The organism is Flagellimonas flava (genome assembly GCF_050617915.1).
GTDB classification, from domain to species: Bacteria; Bacteroidota; Bacteroidia; order Flavobacteriales; family Flavobacteriaceae; genus Flagellimonas; species Flagellimonas flava_A.
Window position 1 is genome coordinate 64157 of record NZ_JBODQE010000004.1, and the last position, 26250, is coordinate 90406.

Annotated in this window: 20 protein-coding genes and 1 tRNA gene; 10 read left to right on the forward strand and 11 right to left on the reverse strand. The window is 43.2% G+C overall.

What is annotated here, in order from left to right; translation table 11 throughout:
• Positions 1-31: 31 nt before the first annotated feature.
• From nusA to ACRHOZ_RS11575, 5 genes are all read right to left on the reverse strand, one after another.
• Positions 32-1264, reverse strand: coding sequence for a transcription termination factor NusA (gene nusA / locus ACRHOZ_RS11555; protein ID WP_422350187.1), 1233 nt, complete (start codon positions 1262-1264; stop codon positions 32-34).
• A 13-nt stretch (positions 1265-1277) separates the two neighbouring features.
• A complete protein-coding gene (rimP, locus tag ACRHOZ_RS11560) occupies positions 1278-1739 on the reverse strand; it encodes a ribosome assembly cofactor RimP (protein WP_431125768.1) in 462 nt (153 codons plus the stop codon).
• Between the two features lie 125 nt (positions 1740-1864).
• Positions 1865-2497: a hypothetical protein gene (locus tag ACRHOZ_RS11565; RefSeq protein ID WP_431125770.1), complete on the reverse strand. Its 633-nt coding sequence runs from the start codon at positions 2495-2497 to the stop codon at positions 1865-1867.
• A gap of 85 nt (positions 2498-2582) precedes the next feature.
• Entirely contained in the window at positions 2583-4166 is a 1584-nt protein-coding gene (locus ACRHOZ_RS11570; protein ID WP_431125772.1) for a sulfatase family protein, read from the reverse strand.
• A 225-nt stretch (positions 4167-4391) separates the two neighbouring features.
• Positions 4392-4463: transfer RNA gene (locus ACRHOZ_RS11575), tRNA-Gln, on the reverse strand.
• 208 nt (positions 4464-4671) lie between these two features.
• On the opposite strand from ACRHOZ_RS11575, the gene ACRHOZ_RS11580 reads away from it, so the two are divergent.
• Entirely contained in the window at positions 4672-8001 is a 3330-nt protein-coding gene (locus ACRHOZ_RS11580; RefSeq protein WP_431125774.1) for a glycosyltransferase family 117 protein, read from the forward strand.
• A 24-nt stretch (positions 8002-8025) separates the two neighbouring features.
• Here the strand turns inward: ACRHOZ_RS11580 and ACRHOZ_RS11585 are convergent, their stop codons facing one another.
• The 3 genes from ACRHOZ_RS11585 to ACRHOZ_RS11595 form a co-directional block, all read right to left on the reverse strand.
• On the reverse strand, positions 8026-8322 hold the full coding sequence (locus tag ACRHOZ_RS11585; RefSeq protein ID WP_036382448.1) for a thioredoxin family protein: 297 nt from the start codon (positions 8320-8322) through the stop codon (positions 8026-8028).
• Positions 8323-8411: 89 nt separating this feature from the next.
• A complete protein-coding gene (locus tag ACRHOZ_RS11590) occupies positions 8412-9647 on the reverse strand; it encodes a metallophosphoesterase (RefSeq protein ID WP_431125777.1) in 1236 nt (411 codons plus the stop codon).
• Between the two features lie 55 nt (positions 9648-9702).
• The gene (locus ACRHOZ_RS11595) at positions 9703-10425 is read right to left on the reverse strand and encodes a copper homeostasis protein CutC (protein ID WP_431125779.1); all 723 of its coding nucleotides are present in this window, start codon (positions 10423-10425) and stop codon (positions 9703-9705) included.
• Between the two features lie 109 nt (positions 10426-10534).
• Here ACRHOZ_RS11595 and ACRHOZ_RS11600 point away from each other — a divergent pair, with 109 nt between their 5' ends.
• The 4 genes from ACRHOZ_RS11600 to ACRHOZ_RS11615 all read left to right on the forward strand — a co-directional run bounded on the left by ACRHOZ_RS11600 (position 10535) and on the right by ACRHOZ_RS11615 (position 16489).
• Complete coding sequence (locus ACRHOZ_RS11600; RefSeq protein WP_431125781.1) at positions 10535-11527, forward strand: isoaspartyl peptidase/L-asparaginase family protein; 993 nt, start codon at positions 10535-10537, stop codon at positions 11525-11527.
• Between the two features lie 159 nt (positions 11528-11686).
• The gene (gene polA / locus ACRHOZ_RS11605) at positions 11687-14527 is read left to right on the forward strand and encodes a DNA polymerase I (RefSeq protein WP_431125784.1); all 2841 of its coding nucleotides are present in this window, start codon (positions 11687-11689) and stop codon (positions 14525-14527) included.
• Positions 14528-14541: 14 nt separating this feature from the next.
• Positions 14542-16077 carry an arylsulfatase gene (locus ACRHOZ_RS11610; protein ID WP_431125786.1) on the forward strand — a complete coding sequence of 512 codons (1536 nt, stop codon included), beginning with the start codon at positions 14542-14544 and terminating at the stop codon, positions 16075-16077.
• Between the two features lie 49 nt (positions 16078-16126).
• Entirely contained in the window at positions 16127-16489 is a 363-nt protein-coding gene (locus ACRHOZ_RS11615) for a nuclear transport factor 2 family protein (RefSeq protein ID WP_431125788.1), read from the forward strand.
• A gap of 29 nt (positions 16490-16518) precedes the next feature.
• On the opposite strand, the gene ACRHOZ_RS11620 is transcribed toward ACRHOZ_RS11615, so the two are convergent.
• Positions 16519-16971: a MarR family winged helix-turn-helix transcriptional regulator gene (locus tag ACRHOZ_RS11620; protein WP_431125790.1), complete on the reverse strand. Its 453-nt coding sequence runs from the start codon at positions 16969-16971 to the stop codon at positions 16519-16521.
• A 188-nt stretch (positions 16972-17159) separates the two neighbouring features.
• On the opposite strand from ACRHOZ_RS11620, the gene hppD reads away from it, so the two are divergent.
• From hppD to ACRHOZ_RS11645, 5 genes are all read left to right on the forward strand, one after another.
• The gene (gene hppD / locus ACRHOZ_RS11625; RefSeq protein WP_420402123.1) at positions 17160-18293 is read left to right on the forward strand and encodes a 4-hydroxyphenylpyruvate dioxygenase; all 1134 of its coding nucleotides are present in this window, start codon (positions 17160-17162) and stop codon (positions 18291-18293) included.
• 89 nt (positions 18294-18382) lie between these two features.
• The gene (locus ACRHOZ_RS11630; RefSeq protein ID WP_431125793.1) at positions 18383-19540 is read left to right on the forward strand and encodes a homogentisate 1,2-dioxygenase; all 1158 of its coding nucleotides are present in this window, start codon (positions 18383-18385) and stop codon (positions 19538-19540) included.
• Positions 19541-19634: 94 nt separating this feature from the next.
• Positions 19635-20855, forward strand: a complete 1221-nt coding sequence (gene fahA / locus ACRHOZ_RS11635) for a fumarylacetoacetase (RefSeq protein ID WP_431125795.1) — start codon at positions 19635-19637, stop codon at positions 20853-20855.
• A gap of 30 nt (positions 20856-20885) precedes the next feature.
• On the forward strand, positions 20886-21797 hold the full coding sequence (locus ACRHOZ_RS11640) for a flavin reductase family protein (protein WP_431125797.1): 912 nt from the start codon (positions 20886-20888) through the stop codon (positions 21795-21797).
• Positions 21794-22900 carry a pyridoxal phosphate-dependent aminotransferase gene (locus ACRHOZ_RS11645; RefSeq protein ID WP_431125799.1) on the forward strand — a complete coding sequence of 369 codons (1107 nt, stop codon included), beginning with the start codon at positions 21794-21796 and terminating at the stop codon, positions 22898-22900. The genes ACRHOZ_RS11640 and ACRHOZ_RS11645 overlap by 4 nt, the downstream gene beginning before the upstream one ends.
• A gap of 35 nt (positions 22901-22935) precedes the next feature.
• Here the strand turns inward: ACRHOZ_RS11645 and ACRHOZ_RS11650 are convergent, their stop codons facing one another.
• Both ACRHOZ_RS11650 and ACRHOZ_RS11655 read right to left on the reverse strand, forming a co-directional pair.
• Positions 22936-23430: a hypothetical protein gene (locus tag ACRHOZ_RS11650; RefSeq protein WP_431125801.1), complete on the reverse strand. Its 495-nt coding sequence runs from the start codon at positions 23428-23430 to the stop codon at positions 22936-22938.
• A gap of 74 nt (positions 23431-23504) precedes the next feature.
• Complete coding sequence (locus ACRHOZ_RS11655) at positions 23505-26156, reverse strand: DUF5916 domain-containing protein (protein ID WP_431125803.1); 2652 nt, start codon at positions 26154-26156, stop codon at positions 23505-23507.
• Between the last annotated feature and the right edge of the window lie 94 nt (positions 26157-26250).

Here is a 26250-nt window from a genome sequence, read left to right on the forward strand (position 1 = left end):
CTAGCCCTTAAATTTGCTGCTAATATATAGTTTAATCTTCAAATTCCTCCTTAAGAATTCGTACCACTTCAACAACCGTTTCCTCTTCCAAATCTGTACGTTTGATCAAATCGGCTACGTCTTGTTCCAAAACGCTTCGGGCTGTATCCAATCCAATTTTCTTGAACTCCTCGATCACCCAACCTTCAATTTCATCTGAGAATTCGGTCAACTCTACATCTTCCTCGACACCTTCACGGAATACATCAATCTCATAACCAGTTAATTGACCAGCCAAACGTATATTGTGCCCTCCTCTACCAATTGCCTTGGAAACTTCTTCAGGCTTCAAATAAACCTGGGCCGTTTTCTTCTCGTCGTTCAACTTAACGGATGAAACCCTAGCTGGACTCAATGCCCTTGTCACCATCAATTGGGAATTGTTGGTCCAGTTGATCACGTCAATATTTTCATTGCCCAATTCACGGACAATTCCATGGATTCTTGAACCTTTCATCCCCACACAAGCCCCAACAGGGTCAATTCTATCATCATAAGAGTCCACCGCAACCTTAGCTTTTTCTCCAGGAATACGTACGGCCTTTTTAATGGTGATCAAGCCGTCAAACACCTCAGGTATCTCCTGGAAGAACAATTGCTCCAGGAATACAGGGGAAGTTCTGGACATGATAATGGCGGGCTTGTTCCCTTTGAGCTCCACACTTTCAATCACTCCTCTTACATTATCCCCTTTTCGGAAGAAATCCGAAGGAATTTGCTTTTCCTTTGGCAGGATAATCTCATTACCTTCATCATCCAACAAGATGATGGCTTTATGGCGAATGTGATGCACCTCCGCGGTGTAAATCTCACCTTCCAAGTCTTTAAACTGCTTGTAGATGGTGGTATTATCGTGCTCATGAATCTTGGAAATCAGGTTTTGGCGCAAGGCCAAGATGGCTCTTCTTCCCAAATCCATTAGCTTCACTTCTTCCGAAACATCTTCACCCACCTCAAAATCGGGTTCAATTTTTCTCGCTTCGGAAAGCGATATTTCCTCATTGGGTTCTTCCACCTCTCCGTCTTCCACAACTATACGGTTTCTCCAAATCTCCAAATCCCCTTTGTCAGGGTTGATAATGATATCGAAGTTCTCGTCAGAACCAAATTTCTTCTTCAGGGCATTTCGGAAAACATCTTCCAAAATTGCCATAAGGGTTACCCTATCTATAAACTTATCGTCCTTAAATTCCGAAAAGGATTCGATGAGCGCTAGGTTTTCCATTTTTGAATTACGATTAAAATTTTAAAATAACTTTTGCTTGATGGATATCAGAAAAGGCAATCACCTCTTTCTTCTGAACCGTAACTTTTCCCTTACCCACGGGTTTGGGCTCTCTAGCCTTCCACTCCAGGGTAATATGATCATCATTGGCCTGGGTTAGCGTACCTTCCCATTCGTGGTCGCTGGTCCTGACCTTTAATTTTCTTCCCACATTTTTTCTGAACTGACGTGGTAATTGAAGTGGGGAAGTGGCTCCTGCAGAGGTTACCTCCAAAGAAAAATCCTCTTCTTCCCGATCCAGGTTGTGCTCTATGGCCCTGCTAACGTCCATACAATCCTGAAGATTGACACCCTGGTCACCATCCAACACCACACGGATTGTATTGTCACTTCCTATCGTGAAATCTATCAAAAACAAGGAAGGCCGTTCTTCCAAAGCCTTGCCCAATAGCTGTTCCACTTTTTCCCTCAACATAAAATCAAGTAATAAAAGAGGGGACTCGAAGTCCCCTCATGAATACAATTATATCCGTTCAGTGGTGCAAAGATATGATTTTATATACAAAATGACAATCCTTCACATCCAAGTTTCCATATTACTTACTGCCCCTGGCAAGAATCATTATAAAATTTAACAGCCTCAAGTATATTTCTTTTTCCGTACTTCCCTTTCTTAAATCTATCAACGAGCTCTGAACAATCTCGAAAATAATAAGCAGCCGCCTCTCTAAAATTGTTTGAAAAAGCTGAATTCCTGGTAAGTCTTGTTGCCATTTCTTCACCATCTCGTAAAACACAAATACTACTGGCCAACCCAGTAGGTGCAGGCAGAACCGAATTAGAATTACCCGTCAAGCCCGGGACGCCCTTTGTTTCATATTCATAAAGATTGACTTTTCCTTTTTCCAAAAGCTTCATTGCTTTGAATGAATCCCCCTCCCCATATGCCTTTAAAATTTCATAAGTTATTACTTTACCCCTCCTCAGAATCCTGACTTTATCCAACCTTTTTAACCGTATAAGAATAGATTTGGATTTCTTAGTTTCCTTAAATTGAACATAGCCGGTTTCATGAAATTTCTTGTTATGGGATTCAACTTCAATTAAGATTTTGGCAAACCCTTTTTGAACCCTACCATTTTTGTAATATAACTCGGCCGGTGAACTCTGAGTAAAACCTACACCACACCAAAATGTAATTAATAGTACTTTAATAAATATTTTCTTTGCCATCAAATAAGGAAGTCTTAGTTGTTTAATTCACCAATGGTAATATTCGATTTATTTTTCCAAACCCCATTTTCATAGTAATGTGTTTTCAATCCACCTCATCCATCCACCATAATTGTTCCCAATTCTTGTCCTCCCCATCATTTTGCTGTGCCAAACCGGGAGTACTCCTACCCTCCTGAATGTACTTGGTCAATAAGGTTTTTAGCTCCTCCACTTTTTCAGGATTTGAAACTTGTAGATTATCAGCTTCTGCTGGGTCATTCTTAAGATCATATAGCTGAATCTTGGGCAAGTCCTCCAGAGCATCTTTGTTGTTAGGTGTTGGAAAACTCCATCCCCCGGAACCTTGACACATAATCAATTTCCAATCTCCTTTTCGGATGGCAAAGCTTCCATTAATGGAATGGTGTACCGTGGCCTCCCTAAAATCCCCTTCAATCGCTTCTTGGGTTAAAAGAGGTAGTATGTTGTAGCTATCCTCTCCTTCGTTATCCTTTAATTGATATCCTGCTATGGCGGCCGAAGTAGCCATAAAGTCAGTAGTGCAAATGGTTTGATCCATTATGGAACCTTTTTGCACTTTGGCGGGCCATTTTACGATGTAGGGAACTCTATGACCGCCCTCAAAAATGTCGGCTTTGTGGCCTCGATATACATAACTTGGATAATGTCCCTTTTCCGTCATCTCATCAATTTTTGCTGCCGGCGAACATCCGTTATCACTTGTAAACACAATTAAGGTATTTTCTTCCACACCCGCTTCCTTGATTGCCGCATTCAGTTGCCCCATATAATCATCTACCATCATCATAAAATCCCCATACGGATTAAGTCCACTTTTCCCCTGCCATTCTTCGGTGGGAAGGATAGGCGTATGCGGCGAGGGCAGTGCCAAATACAGAAAGAAAGGCTTTTCCTTATTGGATTGTTCCTTTACATATTTAATACCTCTTCGAAAAAAGTTCGGGGTCACATCATCATGGATAAAATCTTTGGAAGTCGGCCCTTTTCGCCACCAAGAGTATTTCCCCGTGTTTACCGTGCTGGAATCAGGTACCTGGGTGGCCATTCCATTTTCCACATAAACATAGGGTGCCATATCCAAGGAGCCGCTATGTCCATATGCATAGTCAAATCCAAGATCATTAGGGGTGTTTGTAACTGGCTTGGTATAATCAATGTTGACAAAGGTCGTGTCTTGCCAGCCTGTGGTAGGTTCCTGATTTGGATCCTTTAAAGCCCAATCCCATCCCAAATGCCATTTGCCAATAAAGGCGGTGTTGTAGCCACTCTGCTTTAAGACAGAGGCCACGGTTGTTCTTGTATTCGGAATCAATGCCTTGGAGGCTCCTATAAGTACACCTTGTTTTAATTCACTTCGCCAATTGTATCTCCCTGTAAGAATCCCATATCGGGTTGGAGTACAAACAGCAGAGGAGGTATGTGCATCCGTAAATCGCATTCCTTCTTGGGCCAGCATATCTAAATGTGGAGTTTTGATTTTGCTATTTTCATTGAAAGCGGTAATATCCCCATAGCCTAAATCATCAGCCAAAACGAAAATAATGTTCGGCTTTTGCTCAGTTTTATTGGGTTCGGTTTTTTCGGCACAACTGAAAACTATTATCAGTATAAAAAGGCACAAAAGGAGGTTTGGTTGAGTCTTCATTTCCCTAGGTTGGTTTAAGGGATGAATGTACCCAAAATAGGTCAAACAAAAAATCCCAATTTCCTTAGAAATCGGGATTTTATTCAGTTTTCCGTTGGCCCACTAGGACTCCCTTCGTCTGCGCTCAGGATAAACCTGTCTGCCGACAGGCAGGCTTCTCATCCCGCCTCTGCATAAAATAGAAAACCCGACATCCTGAAGACATCGGGTTTGTTTACTATTCTGTTGGCCCACTAGGACTCGAACCTAGAACGACTGGACCAAAACCAGCTGTGTTGCCAATTACACCATGGGCCACTACCAAACTTGCATCGAAATGCAAATTTTCAAATACATGTTCCAGTATTTGAGCGTGCAAATTTATAACAAACTTTTGTTTGCACAAATAATTTCACAAGAATCCGAATGATTTTTCCAGAGCCATCCATGTTAAAGCTTTTCCAAAATTCGCCAGACGTCTCTACTATATTTACTAAATTCGCCCCAACTGGTTAAGACCATCTTTATGTTTGCAGCAAACTTCAGAAAATGGGATACCATCCTAGGGTGGGTTTCCTTTGCCATAGCTTTTATTGTTTACGCCCTTACCATAGAACCTACCGGGAGTTTTTGGGATGCCGGTGAATACATTACAACCTCTGCCAAACTTCAAGTAGGGCATCCGCCTGGTGCACCTCTATTGCAGATGATAGGTGCCTTTTTTGCCATGTTTGCCTTTGGCGACCCCTCCAAGATTGCCCTTATGGTGAATGCCTTGTCCATAGTGTCCAGTGCATTTGCTGTTTTATTTACATTTTGGACCATCACCAACCTAACCCGCAAACTCATTGTAAAAAAGAAGGCGCTTACCAACAGTAAGGCCATTGCTGTTTTTGGAAGTGGACTTGTGGGTGCCTTGACCTTTACCTTTTCGGATAGTTTTTGGTTTAACGCCGTGGAGACCGAAGTATATGCCATGGCCAGTCTGATCATGGCCCTTTTGCTGTGGCTGGGACTTAAATGGGTGGACAACCTTGACGAACCAAGAGGCCATCGTTGGTTATTGCTCATTTGCTTTGTGATCGGTCTTACCTTCGGAATCCAATTCATGGGTTTCTTGGCCATCCCATCCATAGGTTTATTGTTCTATTTCAAAAGGTATAAAGAAACCAACATCAAGAATTTTCTGTTGGCTAACATGGCGGTGATTGCGGTGTTGATGCTGGTCTACAAGTTTTCCCTTACATACGTGCTAAAACTCTTTGGATGGAGCGAAGTATTTTTCATCAATAGTATTGGGTTGCCATTCAACTCAGGAACCATAATTATGGGCTTGCTTTTTGTGGCCGCCTTTTATTTCGCACTTCGCTATACTCGAAAAAATGATTTTCGCACAGGAAACCTTATTGTGCTGTGTTTGATGTTCCTGATTCTAGGATTTTCATCTTGGTTAATGTTACCTATTCGAGCCAATGCCAAGACTGTGGTCAACGAAAATGACCCTTCCGATGCCCGTTCGCTTTTGGCTTATTACAACCGGGAACAGTATCCTGGAGTTGAGAGTCCATTTTATGGAGCCTATTACTCAGATACCTTTGCGCCTGCCGGCGAGGATAAGGACGACCGCCCAAAATATGAAAAGGATGAAACCTTGGGCAAATATGTGATTGTCAACAATTATAAAGGAGCGATGCAAGGGCCCAATGAAAAGCATGTGGGGCTTTTGCCCAGACTTTGGAGCGACCAGCATGCTGAAAATTACATGCGCTATTTTGGAGTACTTGATTTTAGGATTAAATCAGAATACATTTCCCGAAATGACCTGAGGGAGGCCGTTTCGCAATTTAAAGCTGCCTATGATCGTGGGGAACTGGATGCCGAGCAATATGTCAGGTTCCTTCGTGAGTTTGGGGAGTATATTGAAGTGGAACCTCCCACTTTAGGGCAAAATATTCAGTATATGATCGAATTCCAGTTTGGCTACATGTACATGCGCTATTTTATGTGGAATTTTGCAGGTAGGCAAAACGATGTCCAAGGTCGATATGACGAAAATGGCAATTGGTTGAGTGGAATAGGTTTTATAGATAGCCTAAGATTGGGAAGTCAGGATAATTTACCTAGTGACTGGAAAAACAACAAAGCCCGAAACACCTATTTCTTTCTGCCCCTGCTTTTGGGGATTATTGGACTGGTCTTCCAGATTTCCAAAAACCCGAAACAGTTTTGGGTGCTGTTTGTCTTTTTCATGTTTACTGGAATAGCCATTCAATTCTACACCAATCCATACATTTTTCAGCCTAGGGAACGGGATTATTCCTTGGTGGGATCATTCTACGTCTTTAGCATGTGGGTGGGTATGGGCGTCTATGGCCTGTTTGACGAATTCAGAAAGCTCATTTCCGCCAAAATTGCGGCGCCAGCACTAACCACGATATGCCTGTTGTCCGTCCCACTCTTGATGGCATTTCAAAATTGGGATGATCACGACCGATCCAACCGATATACCGCCAATTCCACGGCCAAAGCCTATTTGGATTCTTGCCAGGAAGATGCAGGCGCCATTCTCTTTACCATTGGGGACAATGATACCTTCCCGTTGTGGTATGCACAAGAAATTGAAGGCCATAGAACTGACGTGCGTATTGTAAATACCAGTTTGTTCGCCACAGATTGGTACATAGATCAAATGAAACGAAAGGCTTATGAAAGTGAACCTATTCCTTCGCAGCTTACCCATGATAAATACCGATATGGTTCAAGGGACGCTGTGTATTACCAAGGCATAACGGATAGCAGATGGGAAATTAAAGATTTTGTGAATTGGATTGACAGCGACAAGCCGCAGAACAAATACCGCTATTTATTGGAAAAACAAGGTGTGGATATCAGCGATGTTCCCGAGGGCACTCTAAATATCATATATTATCCTACCAACAAAATCCGTATTCCTGTCAATAAGCAAAATGTATTGGACAGCGGGTTGGTGAAACCTGAGGATGCCGACCAGATTTTGGACTATATCGATATTGACCTACCGCAAGGGGCTTTGCCCAAAAACCGCATCCTTATGTTGGATTTATTAGCCAACAATGATTGGAAACGGCCCATTTACTTTTCCGGGGGTAGTTTTGATAGAGCAGAATACATTTGGCTGAAAGACTATCTTCAATTGGATGGCTTGGTCTATAAATTAGTGCCCATCAAGACAAAAAATGAAAGCTCTTTTGAAATGGGCAGGATTGATTCCGATCTTATGTACGACATTGTCAAAAAATGGGATTGGGGAAATTCTGGGGACACCGAAATCTATCATGACCCCCAAACCCGTTCCCAAGGACTGTCCTTTAGAAGCAATCTGGCCCGTTTAATGGAGAAATTATTGGAAGAGGGAAAAGTGGATAAGGCCAAGGACATCATTGACATCGCTATAACCAATATGCCTGTGGAAGAGTTTGGATTTTACGCTTTTGTAGAACCCTATGTGGATGGATACTATAAAGTAGGCGAAACGGAAAAGGCCCATGCTCTTTTTGAAAAACTTAAAAAAGTGTATCAAGAGCGCTTGGAATACTATTCAGCTGTACCATTGGATGAGCAATACGACAGAATCGATGATATTTTAGCCGACATGCAGGCTTACCGAAGGAACATTGACATTCTGATCGAAAACCAGGATAGGGAGAAAGCTGAATCTGAAACCGTAATATTCAATGAATACATTGATAAGTTTTCACAGTTTGTGGGAGACGATGAGGAAATGTTTGAAGAACCCACACCTGATCCAGATATGGGGGATTCCATTCCATTGGATACGATTGAATCAGTTCAGGACTCTTCGGAAAGCTTGGAATAAAAAAACAAGGTTAAACCTCGCTCTTTAAATATATTCATTTAAGATACCGATCAGTGTATTGGCATCTTGCTCTCCACTTTGTCGCCATACCATTTCACCCTTTTTGTAGATCATAAGGGTAGGTAAACCTTTAATTCGAAGCGCCTGTGACAACTCCTTGTTTTTATCAACATCAATCTTGATCACTTTGCCCTTATCACCCAAAGCTGCAGCAACATCCCGCAGCACAGGGTGCATAGAAGTGGATTGTTCGTTCCATTCCGCATAAAAGTCCAATAACACTGGTACTTTTAAATCGATAAGTTCGCCGAATTTTGACATGTATTATCTGGGTTTACCAACCAAAAGTAAGAAAATTTGTTAAAATCTTGACGAAGCCCTTATTTATCCCAGAAAAGACAACGTTAATTTCACGTTAAACCTTTCTTTTTTAAGGTAATCACAGTAATCTCCGGCCAGATACCCACACGCCCAGGATAACCAATAAATCCAAACCCTCGGTTCACGTTAATATATTGGTTGAGTTCTTCGTATACCCCAGCCCAATACTTGTATCGCCATTTTACGGGACTCCATTTTACCCATCCTGGTATCTCAACCCCAAACTGCATTCCGTGCGTATGCCCACTTAGGGTTAAATGAAAATGGTAATCGTCATGAATCACCACATCTTCCCAATGCGAGGGGTCATGGCTCATCAAAATTTTAAAGTCATCCTTGGACACACCTGCCTTGGCTTTTTCCAAATCACCTGCTTTTTTAAATCCGCCCCTACCCCAGTTCTCAACGCCAAGAAGAGCAATGCGTTGGCCATCCTTTTCCAAATAGCGATGCGTATCCAAAAGCAGGTCAAAGCCCATCTCTTTTTGAAGGTCTTTTAAATCCAGAAGATTTTGGGCCTTGGCCTCATCCGAAGGCCATTCCGTGTAATCCCCATAATCATGGTTCCCCAAAATGGAATACTTGCCGTCTTTTGCCTCCAATGTAGAAAAAAGGTCTGCCCAAGGTTCCATCTCTACAGCCTTATCGTTGACCATGTCCCCTGTAAAGACAATCACATCACTTTGTTGTCTATTGATAAGATCAATGCCATAGGCCACCTTGTTTCGGTTATCAAAACTTCCACTGTGCACATCAGATATTTGGGTGATTTTGTAGCCATCAAACGCAGCTGGTAAATCGTCAAATTCCATTTCATAGGTAAGCACCTTATAATTGTATTTGCCCCTATACATTCCATAGAGCAAAGCACCAAATGGCAAGGCTGCAATGCCCAGGCCAATTGCACTTATGAACTTTCTACGGGATGGAAAAAACTTGGCCTGCGGTTCTGTCAATCCCGCAATTTTGTTATATCCAAAGACAAAAAGCCGCACCACATCCTCCAACAAGAGAATGATTCCCAAAACAAGACCCAACATCAGAAACGAAAAGAAAATTCCCCCCGCGGTCGCTATCTGGCCACGAACACCATCGCCAGGGGTATAGTTGAGCACTCTTATGATAAAATTGAGCAAGGCCGCTAAAAAAAGTACGCCATATAGAATCTGAATCCAAGTACTTTTAAAAAGGGTCTTAAAGCCTTGAAAACCATAAATGGCCAGCACTATATAAACAATGGATAAAATGATCAGAAACCTTGGCATGCAAACTTTTTTATAAAGATATTTCTTTCCTTAGGGAACATTGGGCTTTTTGCGTTTATTTAACGCGCCGTACAATCAGACGAACAGTTTCCAAATTTGTTACGGCTACTTGATCTTCCCTAAGGTGCGTATTGGAATTCATCGAAATTTTGCCTTCCAACGCAACGTTGTTACCAAAAGAGGTTCCGGACAAATGAATGGCCGTTAAACCTGCGGACTTAAATTGCTCCGCATTCTCCAATTTGACCCCACCACCTGCCATAACTTTTACCTCCTTGGAAATGGAATTCAGCTTCTTTAAAAGTCCCAACCCTATTTCGGAGGAGGTTTCTTGACCTGAAGTCAATAGATAATCCACTCCCATTGCTTCCAATTGCTCGAAGGATTTTTGGGGGTCCGGCACCCAATCAAAGGCGCGGTGAAATGTGAATCGCATGGGCCTTGAGATATTAATCAGCTCGAGGGTACGATCAACATCCAGTTCAAAATCCGGATGCAAAACCCCTGAAACAATTCCTTCAACCCCCAAGTCCTTACAAACTTCTATATCCTGGATCATGGTCCTAAATTCCCCATCGGTATAGGTGAAATGACCTCCCCGAGGTCTAATAAGCACATGTACCGGGATTTTCAAGGCCTTTTTCACCAATGCGATCAGTCCGGCGGAAGGGGTGATTCCCCCTACACCCAACTCAGAACAAAGTTCAATTCTATCTGCCCCAGCTTCTTGGGCATTCAGTGCAGATTCCAGCGAATTGGCACAAACTTCTACCAGCATATTCCTATATTTATGAACTCAAAATAACAACAAAAATAGTGACTTCCGATGATGCAAAATTCGTAACGGAAAAAGCATCAGGAACAAACCATCCAAACCTTAATTCTCCATGCAAAGAAGAAAGTTTCTAAAAAAATCCAGCTTAACCACGGCGGGATTATTGTCCGCACCTGTTTTGGCTTCTTGTAAAACCGAAACCGCAAAGGCACCGGTTTTATCCGAAACCGAAGCCATAAAACCCATAGTTATTTGTACCTGGAACTTTCAAAATGCCTCTGCAAAGGCTTGGGAAGTATTGAGCAATTCGGGCAGCTCGCTTGACGCCGTGGAGGCCGGAGTTATGGTGGAAGAGGCAGATACCAGTAATCAAACCGTAGGCGTAGGGGGAAGACCTGATCGTGAAGGTCGGGTTACCCTGGATGCTTGCATTATGGACAAAGACGCCAATTGCGGCGCAGTCTTATGCATGGAAAACATTGCCCACCCAATTTCCGTGGCCAGAAAGGTCATGGAGGAAACTCCACATGTAATGTTGGCTGGATTGGGTGCCGAACTTTTTGCCTATGAACAGGGTTTTGAAAAAACCAACCTCCTCACCGAACAATCCAAAAAGGAGTGGGAGGAATGGAAAAAAACTTCCAAGTACGAGACCATTATCAATATCGAAAATCACGATACCATTGGGATGTTGGCCATTGATGAAAATGGGGACATTGCCGGGGCCTGCACCACAAGCGGAATGGGTTACAAAATGGCCGGCCGTGTAGGGGATTCACCTATTATTGGTGCTGGTTTATTTGTGGACAATGAAGTTGGAGGAGCCACGGCAACCGGAGTTGGAGAAGAAGTAGTCCGAACGGTAGGCAGTTTTCTGATAGTGGAACTCATGCGTCAAGGAAAATCGCCTCAAGAAGCTTGTGAGGAAGGAGTTAAGCGCATCATGAAAAAAAATGAAGGCCGAAAGGATTTCCAGATTGGCTTTATCGCCGTGAACAAAAAAGGAGAGACAGGGGGTTACTGTGTACATCCTGGATTCACCTATCGGGAATATTCCGAAAAAGGACACGAAAATAAGCAGGTCGAGAGCTTTTATCAAGGTTAGACAGGAGATACCCGACCGCTTCGATTCTGGATACAAGATTCAAGACTTCTTGGCTCTTTTTTCTTGATTCCAACTTCTTTTTCTACCTTTAAAAACTGTGCGATTACAATGGTTAAAACAAGCTTCGCATTTTTAATTTCATATAGCTAACCCAAAAATATGTCCGATCAGAAAAGACTCTTCCTTCTGGATGCCTACGCCCTTATTTTCAGGGGATATTATGCCTTGCTAAAAAACCCTAGGATAAACTCCAAAGGCATGGATACTTCTGCTATTATGGGGTTTGTGAATTCCCTTTTTGATGTGATCAAACGGGAAAAGCCGGACCATTTGGCCGTTTGTTTTGATAAAGGGGGCAGTGTGGAGCGCACCGAGCTTTTTGAAGATTACAAAGCCAACCGTGATGAGACACCGGATGCCATTCGCATAGCAGTTCCCTACATCCAGGATATTTTAAGGGCCATGAACATTCCGGTAGTGGTCCTGGAAGGTTATGAGGCCGATGATATTATCGGCACCTTGGCAAAACAGGCCGAAAAAGAGGACTACAAAGTTTTTATGGTTACCCCGGATAAGGATTTTGGGCAATTGGTTTCCGAAAATATTTTCATGTATCGCCCGGCCCGAATGGGCAACGGAATTGAAATTTGGGGCATTCCAGAGGTGCAAAAACGCTTTGGAGTGCAACGTCCGGAACAGGTAATAGATTATTTGGGAATGATGGGGGATGCAAGTGACAATATTCCCGGCCTACCTGGAGTTGGAGACAAAACAGCCAAGAAATTCCTGGCCGAATACGATTCTTTGGAAGGGCTTTTGGCCAATACCGACCAGCTCAAAGGAAAAATGAAGGAGAAGGTGGAAGCAAATGCCGAATTGGGCCGACTATCACGAAAGCTGGCCGAAATCAAAACGGATTGCGATGTCACCTTTAATGCGGACGATTATGAAATGTCTGAACCCGATGGAAACAAAGTGCAGCAGATTTTTGATGAGTTGGAGTTCCGAAGACTAAAAGAGCAATTCATTAAGATATTTTCTGGTGAAGCTGAGGCCCCGGCGGCAGAATCGCCTACCCAAGGAAAGCCCACCGCTCCCAAACCACAAGCGGCCGGAAGTGGCCAATTTAGTTTGTTTGGTGCCGATCCCAGTGCGGCTCCGGCCACGATCAAAGATGCCAACAGTAGAAATACGATATCAGATGTTTCCCATTTGTACCAAAGCATCGTTCCCGGTCTTGGGCTTCAGATATTTATGGAAAAGCTGATGCAACAAGCTTCGGTTTGTTTTGATACGGAAACCACCTCCCTCAATCCATTGGAAGCAGAACTTGTGGGAATCGCGTTTAGCTGGGAGGCCAAAAAAGGCTTTTATGTGCCAATTCCTGAGGAGCGGGAAAATGCCATGGAAATTTTGGAAACTCTGCGGCCATTTTTCGAATCCGAGGCCATAGAAAAGGTAGGGCAAAACCTAAAATACGACATCAAAGTGATGAAAAATTATGGGATTGAGGTCAAAGGAAAACTCTTTGATACCATGCTGGCCCATTACCTCATCAATCCAGATATGCGCCACAACATGGATGTTTTGGCCGAGACCTACCTCAACTATACCCCAGTTTCCATTACGGAGCTTATTGGCAAAAAAGGAAAAAACCAATTGAGTATGCGTCAGGTGCCTTTGGATAAGCAAACGGAGTATGCCTCCGAAGATGCCGATATCACCCTTCAACTGGCGGAACATTTCAGACCTGAATTGGCAGAAGCAAAAACCGACGAGCTTTTCGAAAATATTGAAGTTCCACTGCTCAGGGTTCTTGCCGATATGGAAACCGAGGGCATCAATCTGGACAAAGGTTTTCTCAATAACCTATCCGAAGAACTGGACAAGGACATCAAATCGCTGGAACAAAAAATTTATGAAGCAGCAGGTGAACAATTCAATATAGCATCTCCAAAACAGTTAGGTGAAATCTTGTTCGAGAAAATGAAATTGGTGGACAAGCCCAAGAAAACCAAAACAGGTCAGTATTCCACAGCGGAAGACGTGCTTTCCTATTTGGCCAAGGACCATGAAATCATCCAAAACGTTTTGGACTTTAGAGGTCTAACCAAACTCAAAAGCACCTATGTAGATGCTTTACCTAATGAAGTTCAACAACATAGCGGTAGAGTTCATACCGATTATATGCAAACAGTGGCCGCTACCGGCCGTTTGAGCAGTAACAATCCCAATCTGCAGAACATCCCTATCCGAACAGAGCGGGGAAGACAGGTTAGAAAAGCCTTTATCCCAAGGGATGAAAACTACACCTTGCTTGCTGCGGATTACTCCCAGATAGAGCTCCGTATCATTGCGGCTTTGAGCGAGGAGGACACCATGATAGAAGCTTTTAAGAATGGAGAGGATATCCATGCCTCCACGGCTTCCAGAGTTTTCAATGTCCCTATTGAAGAGGTGACCAGGGAACAGCGGGGCAATGCCAAAACTGTCAACTTCGGAATCATTTATGGGGTTTCGGCATTTGGATTAAGTAATCAAACAGATCTTAGCCGAACGGAGGCCAAAGAGCTTATTGAGACCTATTACAAAACCTATCCGAAACTTAGGAATTATATGGGAGATCAGGTGGACTTTGCTCGAGACAACGGCTATGTCCAAACCGTGTTGGGGCGAAGAAGGTATTTGAAGGATATCAACGCGGGCAACCAAGTTGTGCGGGGAGCTGCAGAACGAAACGCAGTGAACGCTCCCATTCAAGGGAGCGCCGCCGACATCATCAAAATTGCCATGATCAACATCCACAAAAAACTCACCGAAGGTGGCTTTAAAACCAAGATGTTATTACAGGTTCATGATGAATTGGTTTTTGATGCCTATAAACCTGAGCTGGAAGAAGTCAAAAAATTAATCAAAACCGAAATGGAAAATGCCTATGAGCTGGCTGTTCCTCTTGATGTAGAAATGGGTCTTGGGGACAATTGGCTGGAGGCGCATTAATCCTTAAATAAAAAATGTCAAGAATCCCACAGATTGCCTTATTTGTTCTAGTCACCTTTTGCTTGGTTCCAAAACTTAATGGTCAACACTCCATTAAAAAACCCAACATTATCTATTTTCTGGCTGATGACCTGGGCTATGGTGAGGTTGGTGTTTATGGACAGGAAAAAATCAAAACCCCGCATATTGACGCCTTGGCCAAAGAGGGCATGCTTTTTACGCAGCATTATTCCGGAGCACCCGTTTGTGCCCCTGCCCGTTATATTTTGATGACCGGCAAGCATGCGGGCCATGCGTACATCCGAGGAAATGATGAATGGCGGGAACGAGGAGAGGTTTGGGATTACAAAAAAGCTTTTACCAATATCAAACTGGAAGGACAACGTCCGATTCCCGGAAACACGATCACCTTGGCAAAAAAACTAAAAGAGGCCAATTATGTCACCGGGGTGTTTGGCAAATGGGGGCTTGGGGCTCCTGAAACCGAGGGGGTTCCCACCAAACAGGGTTTTGATTCCTTTTACGGATATAACTGCCAAAGACAGGCGCACAATCTTTATCCAAGTCATTTATGGGAAAATGAGACAAAAGTTTATTTGAACAACGAACTTATTGCTCCCCATGCCAAGCTGGATGCTTCGGCAGATCCCAAGGATGAATCTAATTATGATTTGTATTATCAAACAGATTATGCCCCTGAATTGATCCACAAAAAGGCACTTTCATTTATAGAGCAGAACCTGGACAATAATTTCTTTCTTTATTACGCTTCTCCCCTTCCTCATTTACCGCTACAGATTCCGAAAAAATACGCTGCTCCTTACAGAGAGCAAATTGGCGATGAAGAGCCATATGTAGGGAATAAAGGTTATTTCCCTAATCCCTATCCTCGGGCAAGCTATGCGGCCATGATTACTATGTTAGACCAGCAGTTGGGAGAACTGGTTGCCAAACTGAAAGAATTGGGGCTCTACGAAAACACTTTAATTATGTTTTGTAGCGACAACGGCCCTACCTATACAGGAGGTGCTGATTTTGAGTATTTCGAAAGCTCAAAACCTTTTACCAATGGCGAGGGAAGAACCAAAGGCAATGTATACGAGGGAGGTATCCGTGTTCCGTTTGTAGCCAGCTGGCCTGGTCAGATCAAGGCAGGGAGTGTATCCGACCATATTTCCATTTTCTATGATGTACTTCCCACACTTTGCGACATAGTGGATGTTCCTCTTCCCCAAAATGTGGATGGACTTAGTTTTAAGCCAACGCTCTTGGGTTCCAAACAGCAAGAACATGATTTTCTTTATTGGGAATTCCCCAGCTACAAAGGGCAGCAAGCTGTTAGAATGGGCAAATGGAAAGCTGTTCGGAAAAACATTTTTGAGGGCAATCTTAAAATAGAGCTCTATGATTTGGAGCACGACCTTAGGGAAGCAAACGACTTGGCAGATCAATATCCAGAGGTTATTGAAAAAATAACCAGAATCATGGAGCAAGAGCATGAGCCTGCGGTCAATGATCGTTTTAAGTTTGCTGAGCTGGGAGATAAGTAAGCTGACCCCAGTCTCCAATCATGTAGAAAGGTATTTAATTCATACAAATATGGAATCCAAAGCATTGGCAAAAGAGTGGTTTCGACTTTGGGAAACCGGTGAGTTTGAGGATTTACCTATTTCCGATGACTTTATCCACACCAGTCCCTATGGGACCATTGAAGGAAAGACAGCATATCTGGATTTGGTAAAGGCAAACAGAGACAAATTCTTGGGGCATACATTTGAAATTCACGACTTGATTTCGAATTCGAATAAAGCATGTGTCCGATACACGGCCCTAAAAGAAGCATTTAGGTTGGAGGTCACGGAGTGGCATTATACCAGGGACGGTCTTATTTATAAGATAGTTGCCTACTATAATATTGAGGGCGAAATCAACGAAGACAGAAAACTATCTATGCCCAATTGAAATCAATTAAAGAAGCGCAGCTACCTTAACTACATCTCATTGGAGTAGTAATTGTAACCTATCTGGACCAGGACCTTTAGGAAAATTTCAAAGTCCTCATTGTCCAAATCCTTGATAGCAAGTTTACGAAGGTTTACTGCATGGGGCAACACCAATTTAATGATCTTCTTTCCTTTTCTGGTGAGTTCCAATTTGAAACGTTTTTGATCCCCATCAAATCGGGCTTTACTTATCCAACCTTTTTGCTCCAGTTTTCCAATAACTCTTGAGGTGGTCGCACGATTTCGAAAGTTGGAACGTACAATATCCCTTTGGGAAGCCGTTTTGCCCAATTCGGATATGCGGTGCAAAATCACCCATTGCTCAATGGTCAGATCCACTCCAAGTTCCTCGAACTTTTTTAGATAGGCCTCCTGAATCCTTCTCAGAACCAAGTCCAAATGAAGCCCAATACCCGATATTTCATCAATTTGATTCAGCATTCACTACGCATGTTTTCGTCCATTACCTTTTTGAAAATCACCTTACTAATGTATCCATTTTCACCCATCAGGTAAAACCCTTGTCAATTTTAACAAAAATTATGCTTCCAATCCTAAAAGATCAATTCAAATTTCATATTTTTGTTGCATTAACAACAATTTTTATCTCACATCAAAATATAACACCTATGGAAACTACTGCAATCCCTAAAATTCATGACTCCGCTCAGGATTTTATGCCTATCAACGGCACCGATTACATTGAGCTCTACGTGGGCAACTCCAAACAAGCGGCACATTTCTACAAGACCGCTTTTGGTTTTCAATCTTATGCTTATGCCGGTTTGGAAACGGGACTTACCGATCGCGAAAGTTATGTAGTAATCCAGGACAAGATTCGCTTGGTGCTTACCTCTCCCCTCAAAAGTGGAACTGACATTGGTAGACATATTGATCAACACGGAGATGGCATCAAGGTAGTTGCCCTATGGGTAGATGATGCCACTTATGCCTACAACACTGCTATGGAAAGAGGGGCCAAATCGTATATGGAGCCCGAAGTGATGGAAGATGAAACAGGCAAGATCGTACGCTCCGGAATCTATACCTACGGGGAGACCGTTCATATTTTTGTGGAGCGGAAGGATTATGAAGGCACTTTTATGCCCGGATACAAGAAATGGGAAACCCCGGACTACAATCCTGAACCTACTGGCTTAAAATTTGTTGACCATATGGTAGGCAATGTAGGATGGAACAAAATGGACTACTGGGTAGAGTTCTATGAAAAAGTAATGGGCTTTGTGAACATTCTATCTTTTGATGACAACGATATTTCCACAGAATATACTGCCTTGATGAGCAAGGTAATGAGCAACGGAAACGGACGCATCAAGTTCCCGATAAATGAGCCTGCAGAGGGTAAAAAGAAATCCCAAGTTGAGGAATATCTTGATTTTTATGAGGGTGAAGGCGTACAGCATATTGCCGTGGCCACGGACGATATTATTACCACAGTGCGGCAATTGAGAAGCCGCGGGGTCGAATTTCTTCGCGTCCCTGACACTTACTACGATGCCGTTACCGATCGCGTGGGAAAAATTGATGAGGACATTGCTCCGCTAAAAGAACTTGGCATCCTGGTTGACCGCGATGATGAGGGGTATTTGCTACAGATTTTTACCCGTCCTGTGGAGCCAAGACCTACCATGTTCTTCGAAATCATCCAAAGAAAGGGTGCACAATCGTTTGGAAAAGGTAACTTTAAGGCATTGTTCGAAGCCATTGAACGCGAACAAGAAGTAAGAGGTACTTTGCATTAATTAGGTCAAGAGTGCTGAGTTATGGGTTAAGGTACATAGTTGTTTACTTAAGCTCATTACTCTTTGCTCCCAACTCAAAATTAAAATCCATGCCGATTTATCACAAACTTGGAAGAATTCCACAGAAAAGGCATACCCAGTTTACCAAGCCGGACGGAAGTCTTTATTATGAGCAATTGTTTGGCACCATTGGTTTTGATGGGATGTCTTCCTTAATCTATCATGAGCATAGACCGACTCAGGTTTCTGCCATAGGTGATTCTATTGATGTAAATCCAAAAATAGCTGTGAGCCACAACATTGCTTCCCGTAAATTAATTGGGTTCGATGTAAAGCCAAAAGCTGATTTTTTGGATGCTCGGGAGCCGCTTTTGGTCAATAGTGATGTTCATATTGGATTGGCAGCTCCAAAAAAATCCCTCACCGAGTATTTTTATAAAAACTCGGATGCAGATGAAATGCTGTTTATCCACAAAGGCACTGGAACTTTGCGAACGTTTTTGGGCAATATTCCATTCGAATATGGGGACTACCTGATCATTCCCAGAGGGATGATCTATCAGATAGAATTTGATTCAGAGGACAACCGCATTTTATATGCCGAGTCCTTCCACCCCATTTACACCCCAAAAAGGTATCGTAACTGGTTTGGACAACTATTGGAACATTCCCCTTTCTGCGAACGGGATTATAAACTACCTCAAGACTTGGAAACCTATGATGAAAAAGGCGAGTTTGTCATCAAGGTAAAAAAACAGGGCATGCTGCACAGTTTGGTATACAACACCCACCCTTTTGATGTAGTGGGCTGGGATGGATATAACTTCCCATACGGGTTCTCCATTCACAATTTTGAGCCTATTACGGGGCGCGTGCACCAACCGCCACCTGTGCACCAAACTTTTGAAACCGGGGCCTTTGTCATCTGCTCGTTCTGTCCGCGATTGTACGACTATCACCCAAAAGCCATTCCAGCACCATATAATCATTCCAACATAGACTCCGATGAAGTGCTGTACTATGTGGATGGGGATTTTATGAGTAGAACAGGGATTGGCCCAGGATATATTTCCTTGCACCCTGCTGGAATTCCACATGGCCCACATCCCGGTACTTATGAAGCCAGTATTGGCAAAAAGGGCACGGAAGAGCTTGCCGTGATGATAGATACCTTTAAACCACTACAAGTCACTGAGAATGCACTCAAGATTGACGATGGAAGTTATTACAAATCTTGGGTGGAGTAATTGTCCTCCATTGTCATTCCTGCGAAGGCAGGAATCCATAATTAATGATTAACAGATAGATTCCCGTTTTCACGGGAATGACATAAAATATAATATGATCATCAACATACCTGAAAATTCAGATTTCTCAATCCATAACCTCCCATTCGGAATCTTTTCCACCCAGGACAGGAGTCCAAGGGCCGGAGTTGCCGTTGGGGAACATATTTTAGACTTGGCAGCTGTTGCCGAGTTGGATGTCTTCGATTTTAACACCGCCGTTATGGAGAAGGACACCTTGAACGATTTCATCGCTTTGGGAAAATCAATCACCAAAAAAGTTAGGATTGATATTCAGCATTGGTTAAAAGATGAAGGTTCAATTTTAGCCGGAAAACCAGAGCTATTTGTCCTCCAGTCCGAGGCTCAAATGCATATGCCGGTCTACATTGGGGACTATACGGATTTCTATTCCAGCATTGAACACGCTACCAACGTGGGCATGATGTTCCGTAATCCAGAAAATGCACTTTTGCCCAATTGGAAGCACATTCCCGTGGGATACCATGGTAGGGCATCTTCCATTATTTTAAGCGGCGAACCCATCCACAGACCCAAAGGTCAGGTTTTGCCAAAAGATGCTTCAACTCCCGTGTTCCAGGCATCAGCCCGCTTGGATTTTGAGCTGGAAATGGCCTTTATCACAGGTAAAAACACAGCCTTGGGTGAAACAGTTTCCACAGCGGAGGCCGAGGACTACATATTTGGCATGGTGCTTTTCAATGATTGGTCGGCCAGGGATATTCAAAAGTGGGAGTATGTTCCCTTAGGGCCATTTTTGGCCAAGAATTTTGCCTCATCCATTTCACCTTGGATCGTAACCATGGAAGCTTTGGAGCCCTTCCGGGTTGCAGGGCCTGTCCAAGAGCCCAAAGTACAGTCATATCTGGAGTTTGACGGCAACAAAAACTACGATATCAACCTGGTAGTTGCCCTTCAGCCAGATGGAGCGGAAGAAAAGACTATCTGTAATTCCAATTACAAATACATGTATTGGAACATGGCACAGCAATTGGCACACCATACGGTGAATGGCTGTAACATCAATGTTGGGGACTTGTACGGTTCAGGAACTATCTCAGGAAAAGATGAAAACTCCTATGGATCCATGCTGGAACTGGCTTGGATGGGGACCAAACCCCTTCAAATGAAGGATGGTACCGAACGTAAGTTCATCCAGGACGGTGATACCGTGATCATGCGCGGGCATGCCAAAAAAGATGGGGTTCGGGTTGGCTTTGGAGAGGTTTCCACCAAGGTGCTTCCGGCAAAATAGATTTATCTTAGCATCCTATAAATCCAATCCATGTCCAGCATAAAGACCATTGATCCCAATTCCATTTCCCAACCTGAATTGCATTCTTACTTACTTACGGCCGTAGCGCCAAGGCCAATCGGGTTTGTAAGCACTATTGATTCCGAAGGAAATGTGAATTTAAGTCCATTTAGCTTTTTCAATGTTTTTAGTTCCAATCCCCCAATCATGATATATTCTCCGGCCAGGGGTAGGAACAATATGCCCAAACATTCGCTTCAAAATGTTCAGGAAGTTCCGGAGGCGGTCATCAATATTGTGGATTTTCCAATTGTAGAGCAAATGTCCCTCTCCAGCACGGCCTATGATAAGAACGTGAATGAATTTGTCAAATCCGGATTGACCCAAGTGCCCAGCGAAAAAGTAAAACCTCCAAGAGTGGGGGAATCTCCAGTTTCGTTTGAGTGCACCATAGATCGAATCATTGAATTGGGTGATGGCCAGGGAGCTGGCAACCTAATCATGGCCAAGGTTGAATTGATACATATTCAAGATCAATTTTTAGATGAGGAAGGCAAATTGGATCCCTTAAAATTGGACTTGGTAGGAAGAATGGGCGGAAGTTGGTATACCCGGGCCAACAACGCTTCACTTTTTGAAATTCCCAAACCCATTAGAACCAAAGGTATGGGGGTTGATGGATTACCTTCGGGAATCAGAAATAGCGCTGTTTTAACAGGTAACAATTTAGGGAGGCTGGGCAATCTGGAACAGTTACCCACTGCGGATGAAATTGACAAGGTGGCCAAAGATGATGAAATCCGCATGATGCAGAAGAAATTGAACGGAAATCCACAGAAATTGAAAAACGAACTGCACTGGTTATCACAACGTATGTTGATGGAAGAACAAACAGAAAAGGCATTGGCGGTTCTAATGTATGCTGAAAAACTTGAAGCATGAGCAAAGGAATCGAGTCCATTTTTAAACCGTATCTGCAGCCCAAAAAAGCTTACGAAGGCGGAAAAGGCATTCCTCCGTCCAAAGACAAAAAAATATATAAGCTTTCTTCCAACGAGAATCCGTTGGGACAATCTCCCAAAGCAACGGAGGCTCTGCTCAAGGCTGCACAAAATGTACATATTTACCCCGATCAAACGGATATAAGACTGCGGGAAGCCTTGGTAAAGGATTTTGGCCACCAACTGGATGCAGATCAGTTTATCTGCGGCAACAGCGGTTCCGAGATTATCGATATGATCTTAAGGGCATTTATCAATGAGGGGGATGAAGTTATTTTTTCCAATCCCTGTTTTCTGCCCTATTCCGTTTTTTCTAGATGGTATGGCGCCGTGCAGGTAGATATCCCACTTTTGGGACCCGATTACACTTTAGACCTGGAAGGTATTTTAGATGCCATTGGCCCAAAAACAAAAATTGTCTTTTTGACCAGCCCCAATAACCCTACGGGCACCTATATTCCCAAGTCGGTTCTAGATGACTTTTTCCATCGAATTCCAAATAACATTTTAGTGGTTTTTGATGAGGTCTATCGACATTTTGCAAACGCATCGGATTATGTTACTGCTCTACCGTACGTCCAAAAAGGTTTGAACATCATTGGTATCAACAGTTTTTCCAAGACCTATGGACTGGCCGGGCAGCGTATTGGGTATGGATATACCACAGAAAAAATTGCAAAGTACCTCAGACAGATTCACAAACCCTTTCTGTTGCCGCTTACTTCCCTTGAAGCTGGTATTGGCGCTTTGGAAGACAGGGATTTCATCCAAAAGACGGTGGAAACAGTGCACGAGGGCCGTAAATTTCTTTCCGAAGCTTTTGATCAACTGGGTATTGTTTACTGGCCTTCCCAAGCCAATTTTTTTCTGATAGACCCTCCATTACCTGAATTCGAGTTTACCGAAATCTTGATGGAGCAAGGTATCATGGTTAGACCTGTGTCACAGTTTGGGGCACCTGGAAAAGTTAGGATTACAATAGGTGATCAAGAGGCCAATGAAGCTCTGGTCAACGCATTGCAAAAAATAAAGCCCCAAGGATAAACCAAGGAGCCTATTTTTTAAGTATTAAAGCTTTACTACTGTTTTGTAAAGACCGCCTCGGCCCCATCATAATTGTTGGCATCGACACTTTCTCCGGGAATGATCAAGGTGTTTCCATCCAGTTGAATTGTAATTACCTCATCATCCTCGCCTTCCCTAGAAATTGTTAGTTGATCTCCATCCAAAACCCAAAGTGAATTTTCTTCATCGCTTTCAGTTGGACAAGGAATATCCAACCCTCCTGTTCCGACGTTTATGGACAAGTGGTCTATTTTATTTTCTGATTCCAAAGTCCCACTATCATTAAAGGAGAGTATAACCAAATCACAGTTCTCATTCTGCAAAAAGGCAATAATCTCTTTAGCAAAGTTTAAGTCATCATCGTTAACTGCAGGGTCAATAAGAATGTCCGTCAACGCCCAGGTCCCTAGCAATCCATTGGCGCCTTCAGATGTATCATCCGTACTGTCGGTAGAGCAGGAAAACACCAAGGCCAATGCCAAGAAAAGTAAAAGGTAAGTTCTTTTCATTGTATTTAGTTTGTGGGGTTTACATTGCTGATAACGCAAAATCCAACTAAATAGTACTGAAAAGCCCTATGGAATCAGAGTACAAACCTATAGGTTGCCTTTAACAAAAAGATGTTTTGTGGTTTCTGACCAAAGATATTGTCTCCCAAACTCGGTAACAGGCCCGCAGTTGGATCTCCATTTTGGGATACATCTTGGGACCAGACCAGAAATATCTCGGAACCTGGGATGTATTCCCATCTAACCACGAGGTTGGAACGGAATTGCACAAAGGAAAAATCGGGATCATCAAAGGTAAAATCCACATCCCCGTCCAAATCATCATCCACCGAGAACACATCCTCCGAAAAGCTTAGTTGCTCTGAGGCATAAGCCGTGAATCGGTCTTCAAAATTCTTGGCCCCAGCATTGGAGATATGCTTAAAGTTGGAATAGCGACCTCTGGAAATAAAGGGTTGTCCCCAATATTGAATGGTCAAATTAGGGCTGATGTTATAATTCAGTCGAAGGGACATACTCAAAGTTCGCTGATTGACCTCCCCGTTCAGGTAGCGCGGTGAACCATTAACTTCATCAAAATTGTCTATGTACTGGAGTTTGTTATGGTTGATGCTCAATGACGGAAAGGCCGAAATACGTAACGCATTAATGGGTTGATAGACAAACCCCGCTTCTATCAAATAGAACTTCAAGGAGTTATCCACGGTCTTTGTCCCTCTGTGAAATGCACTAAAGCGAAGCTTTTTTCTATTGTCCGTGTTAATACTGTTCCAAAAACTAATCCAAGGGGATGATCTTAGTCTTGGGCCACCACGTAGGGCAAAATTATCGTATTCGATAGGCGCATAATTGAACCCAACGTTGGTAAACCAATTGTTTTTCCAATTTTGCCAGCTGTTAGTGTTGAATTGTAGATAATTGTGGTTTCCGCCAAAATCCCAGGCCGTCCAATGGTTATAATTAATGCCCACCCTTCTAAAAGTACTATCGGGTTTAAGTGTCTGATATCCAATCCAAGTGTAGTGCCTGATATCATCGGATTGCCGTTGAAATCCAATGTCATTTATTTCCAATTCAGGAGATCGCCAGGTACCTCCGGATTCAAACTTCCAGTGGCCATTTCCAACTTTACCAATTTGAACATTCCCACCAGTTCCGGACAATGTTGTTCTTTCAGTGTCCAACTCCACATGATCCGCCCCTACTCGTTGAAACAAATGTGTAATGGATTCCTGGGTGTTTTGTATTGCTTCCTGACTTCCTTTTACATGGCTGAATATGACATTCCCTTCCACATACCAATCCCGATTGGCCCACTGGTGCTTAAAATCCAATCCCCCCGAAAAGGCAGATTTATGCAGAAAATCAAGTGCTTGGTTAAGATTGTCCCGATTTGTGGCGGTAAATATCCCTCCGATATAGGAGTTTCTGTCGTTAAAATCCTTTTGCAATCGGCCTACAAAATAATTGGTAAGCGGTTCTACCATTTCCCTACGCTCATCTCCATTTTCATTTCTGATGGCAGCATATCGCTTAGCCGTCACGCTTTCCAGAATCCCTATGGCCCAACCATCTTTGGTTTTACCACTGAATTTTGCAGCCCCAATAATAGGTGTTTTATCGGGTTGGTTTACAAATTCATTATCCCCAGCATCCACAGAGCCTTGGGGACTTCTACCTATTCTCCGGGAATAAAAAAGGTTATCAAATCCAAAGGTGTTCCCCGCTTCTGATTCCGAAAGCCGGAAATCGAATATGTTTTTGTTCTCTACAAAAAATGGGCGTTGCTCCCTAAAGAAAATTTGGAATCCGTCCAAGGCAATGGCCGATGGGTCGGCCTCTACCTGCCCAAAGTCGGGATTTACCGTTACATCCATGGTCAGGTCATTGGTCACTCCAATCTTGGCATCCAAGCCAAGGGTAAAATCACTTTCGTTTCCATCCCTAAAGGGATTTCCATCCTCCGCTTCGTAGGTCTCCCCACTTGTAACGGTGTAGGGTTGGATTTCCAACTGTTTTTGAGGCTCAATATTCTTTAATCCATGTAACTCACCAAACTCACTGACCCAGCCTGGCTGGTCTATGGGCTTTCGTTGCCATACGGAACGTTCCTCTGCCCTAAATATCCTCCGGGTAGATTGCAGGCCCCAAACCTGGTTTTCTGCAGACCCAAACTTTAACTGGCTCAATGGTATCCTAAACTCGGCCGTCCAGCCCTCTTCATCAATATGGGTTTTGGTATACCAAATGGGGTTCCAGCTTTCATCCCAATTGTTTCCATTATTGGATACAAACTCGTCGCCCTTAACCCCAGATACACTTGTGGTAAATGAAAAAGCTGTGCGCTTATCGTGGTAACTATCAATATTGAATTCGATAAAATCGCCTTCAAAACCATCCCTACGGGACATTCGCTTTACAATTTTATCCGGTTCAGAATCATAGCAGCGTACACCTATATATAGGTTCTTGTTGTCATATACAATTTTGAATCTGGTTTGGTGGGTTGGGGCGGTATTCTCATCGGGCTGCAATTCAATATAATCTCCAGCCCATTCCACGAGGTTCCAAGCGGGATCATCCAAACGACCATCTATTGCGGGAGGCTGTTCTCCTCCTATGGATGTGGTAACATAAATCTTCTTGGGAACTACGGCTGTTGAGTCCTGTGCTTTTAGATGAAGACCAAGGAAAAGCAAAGGTACAAGGATGATTAGTCTGGACACTTTGAATGTTTTTTGATTGATTTGCTACCTTAAAGACCAGCAATTTTGGGAACAGTTACAGTGGGCTACAACATTTGCTTAATTTTAACAGAAG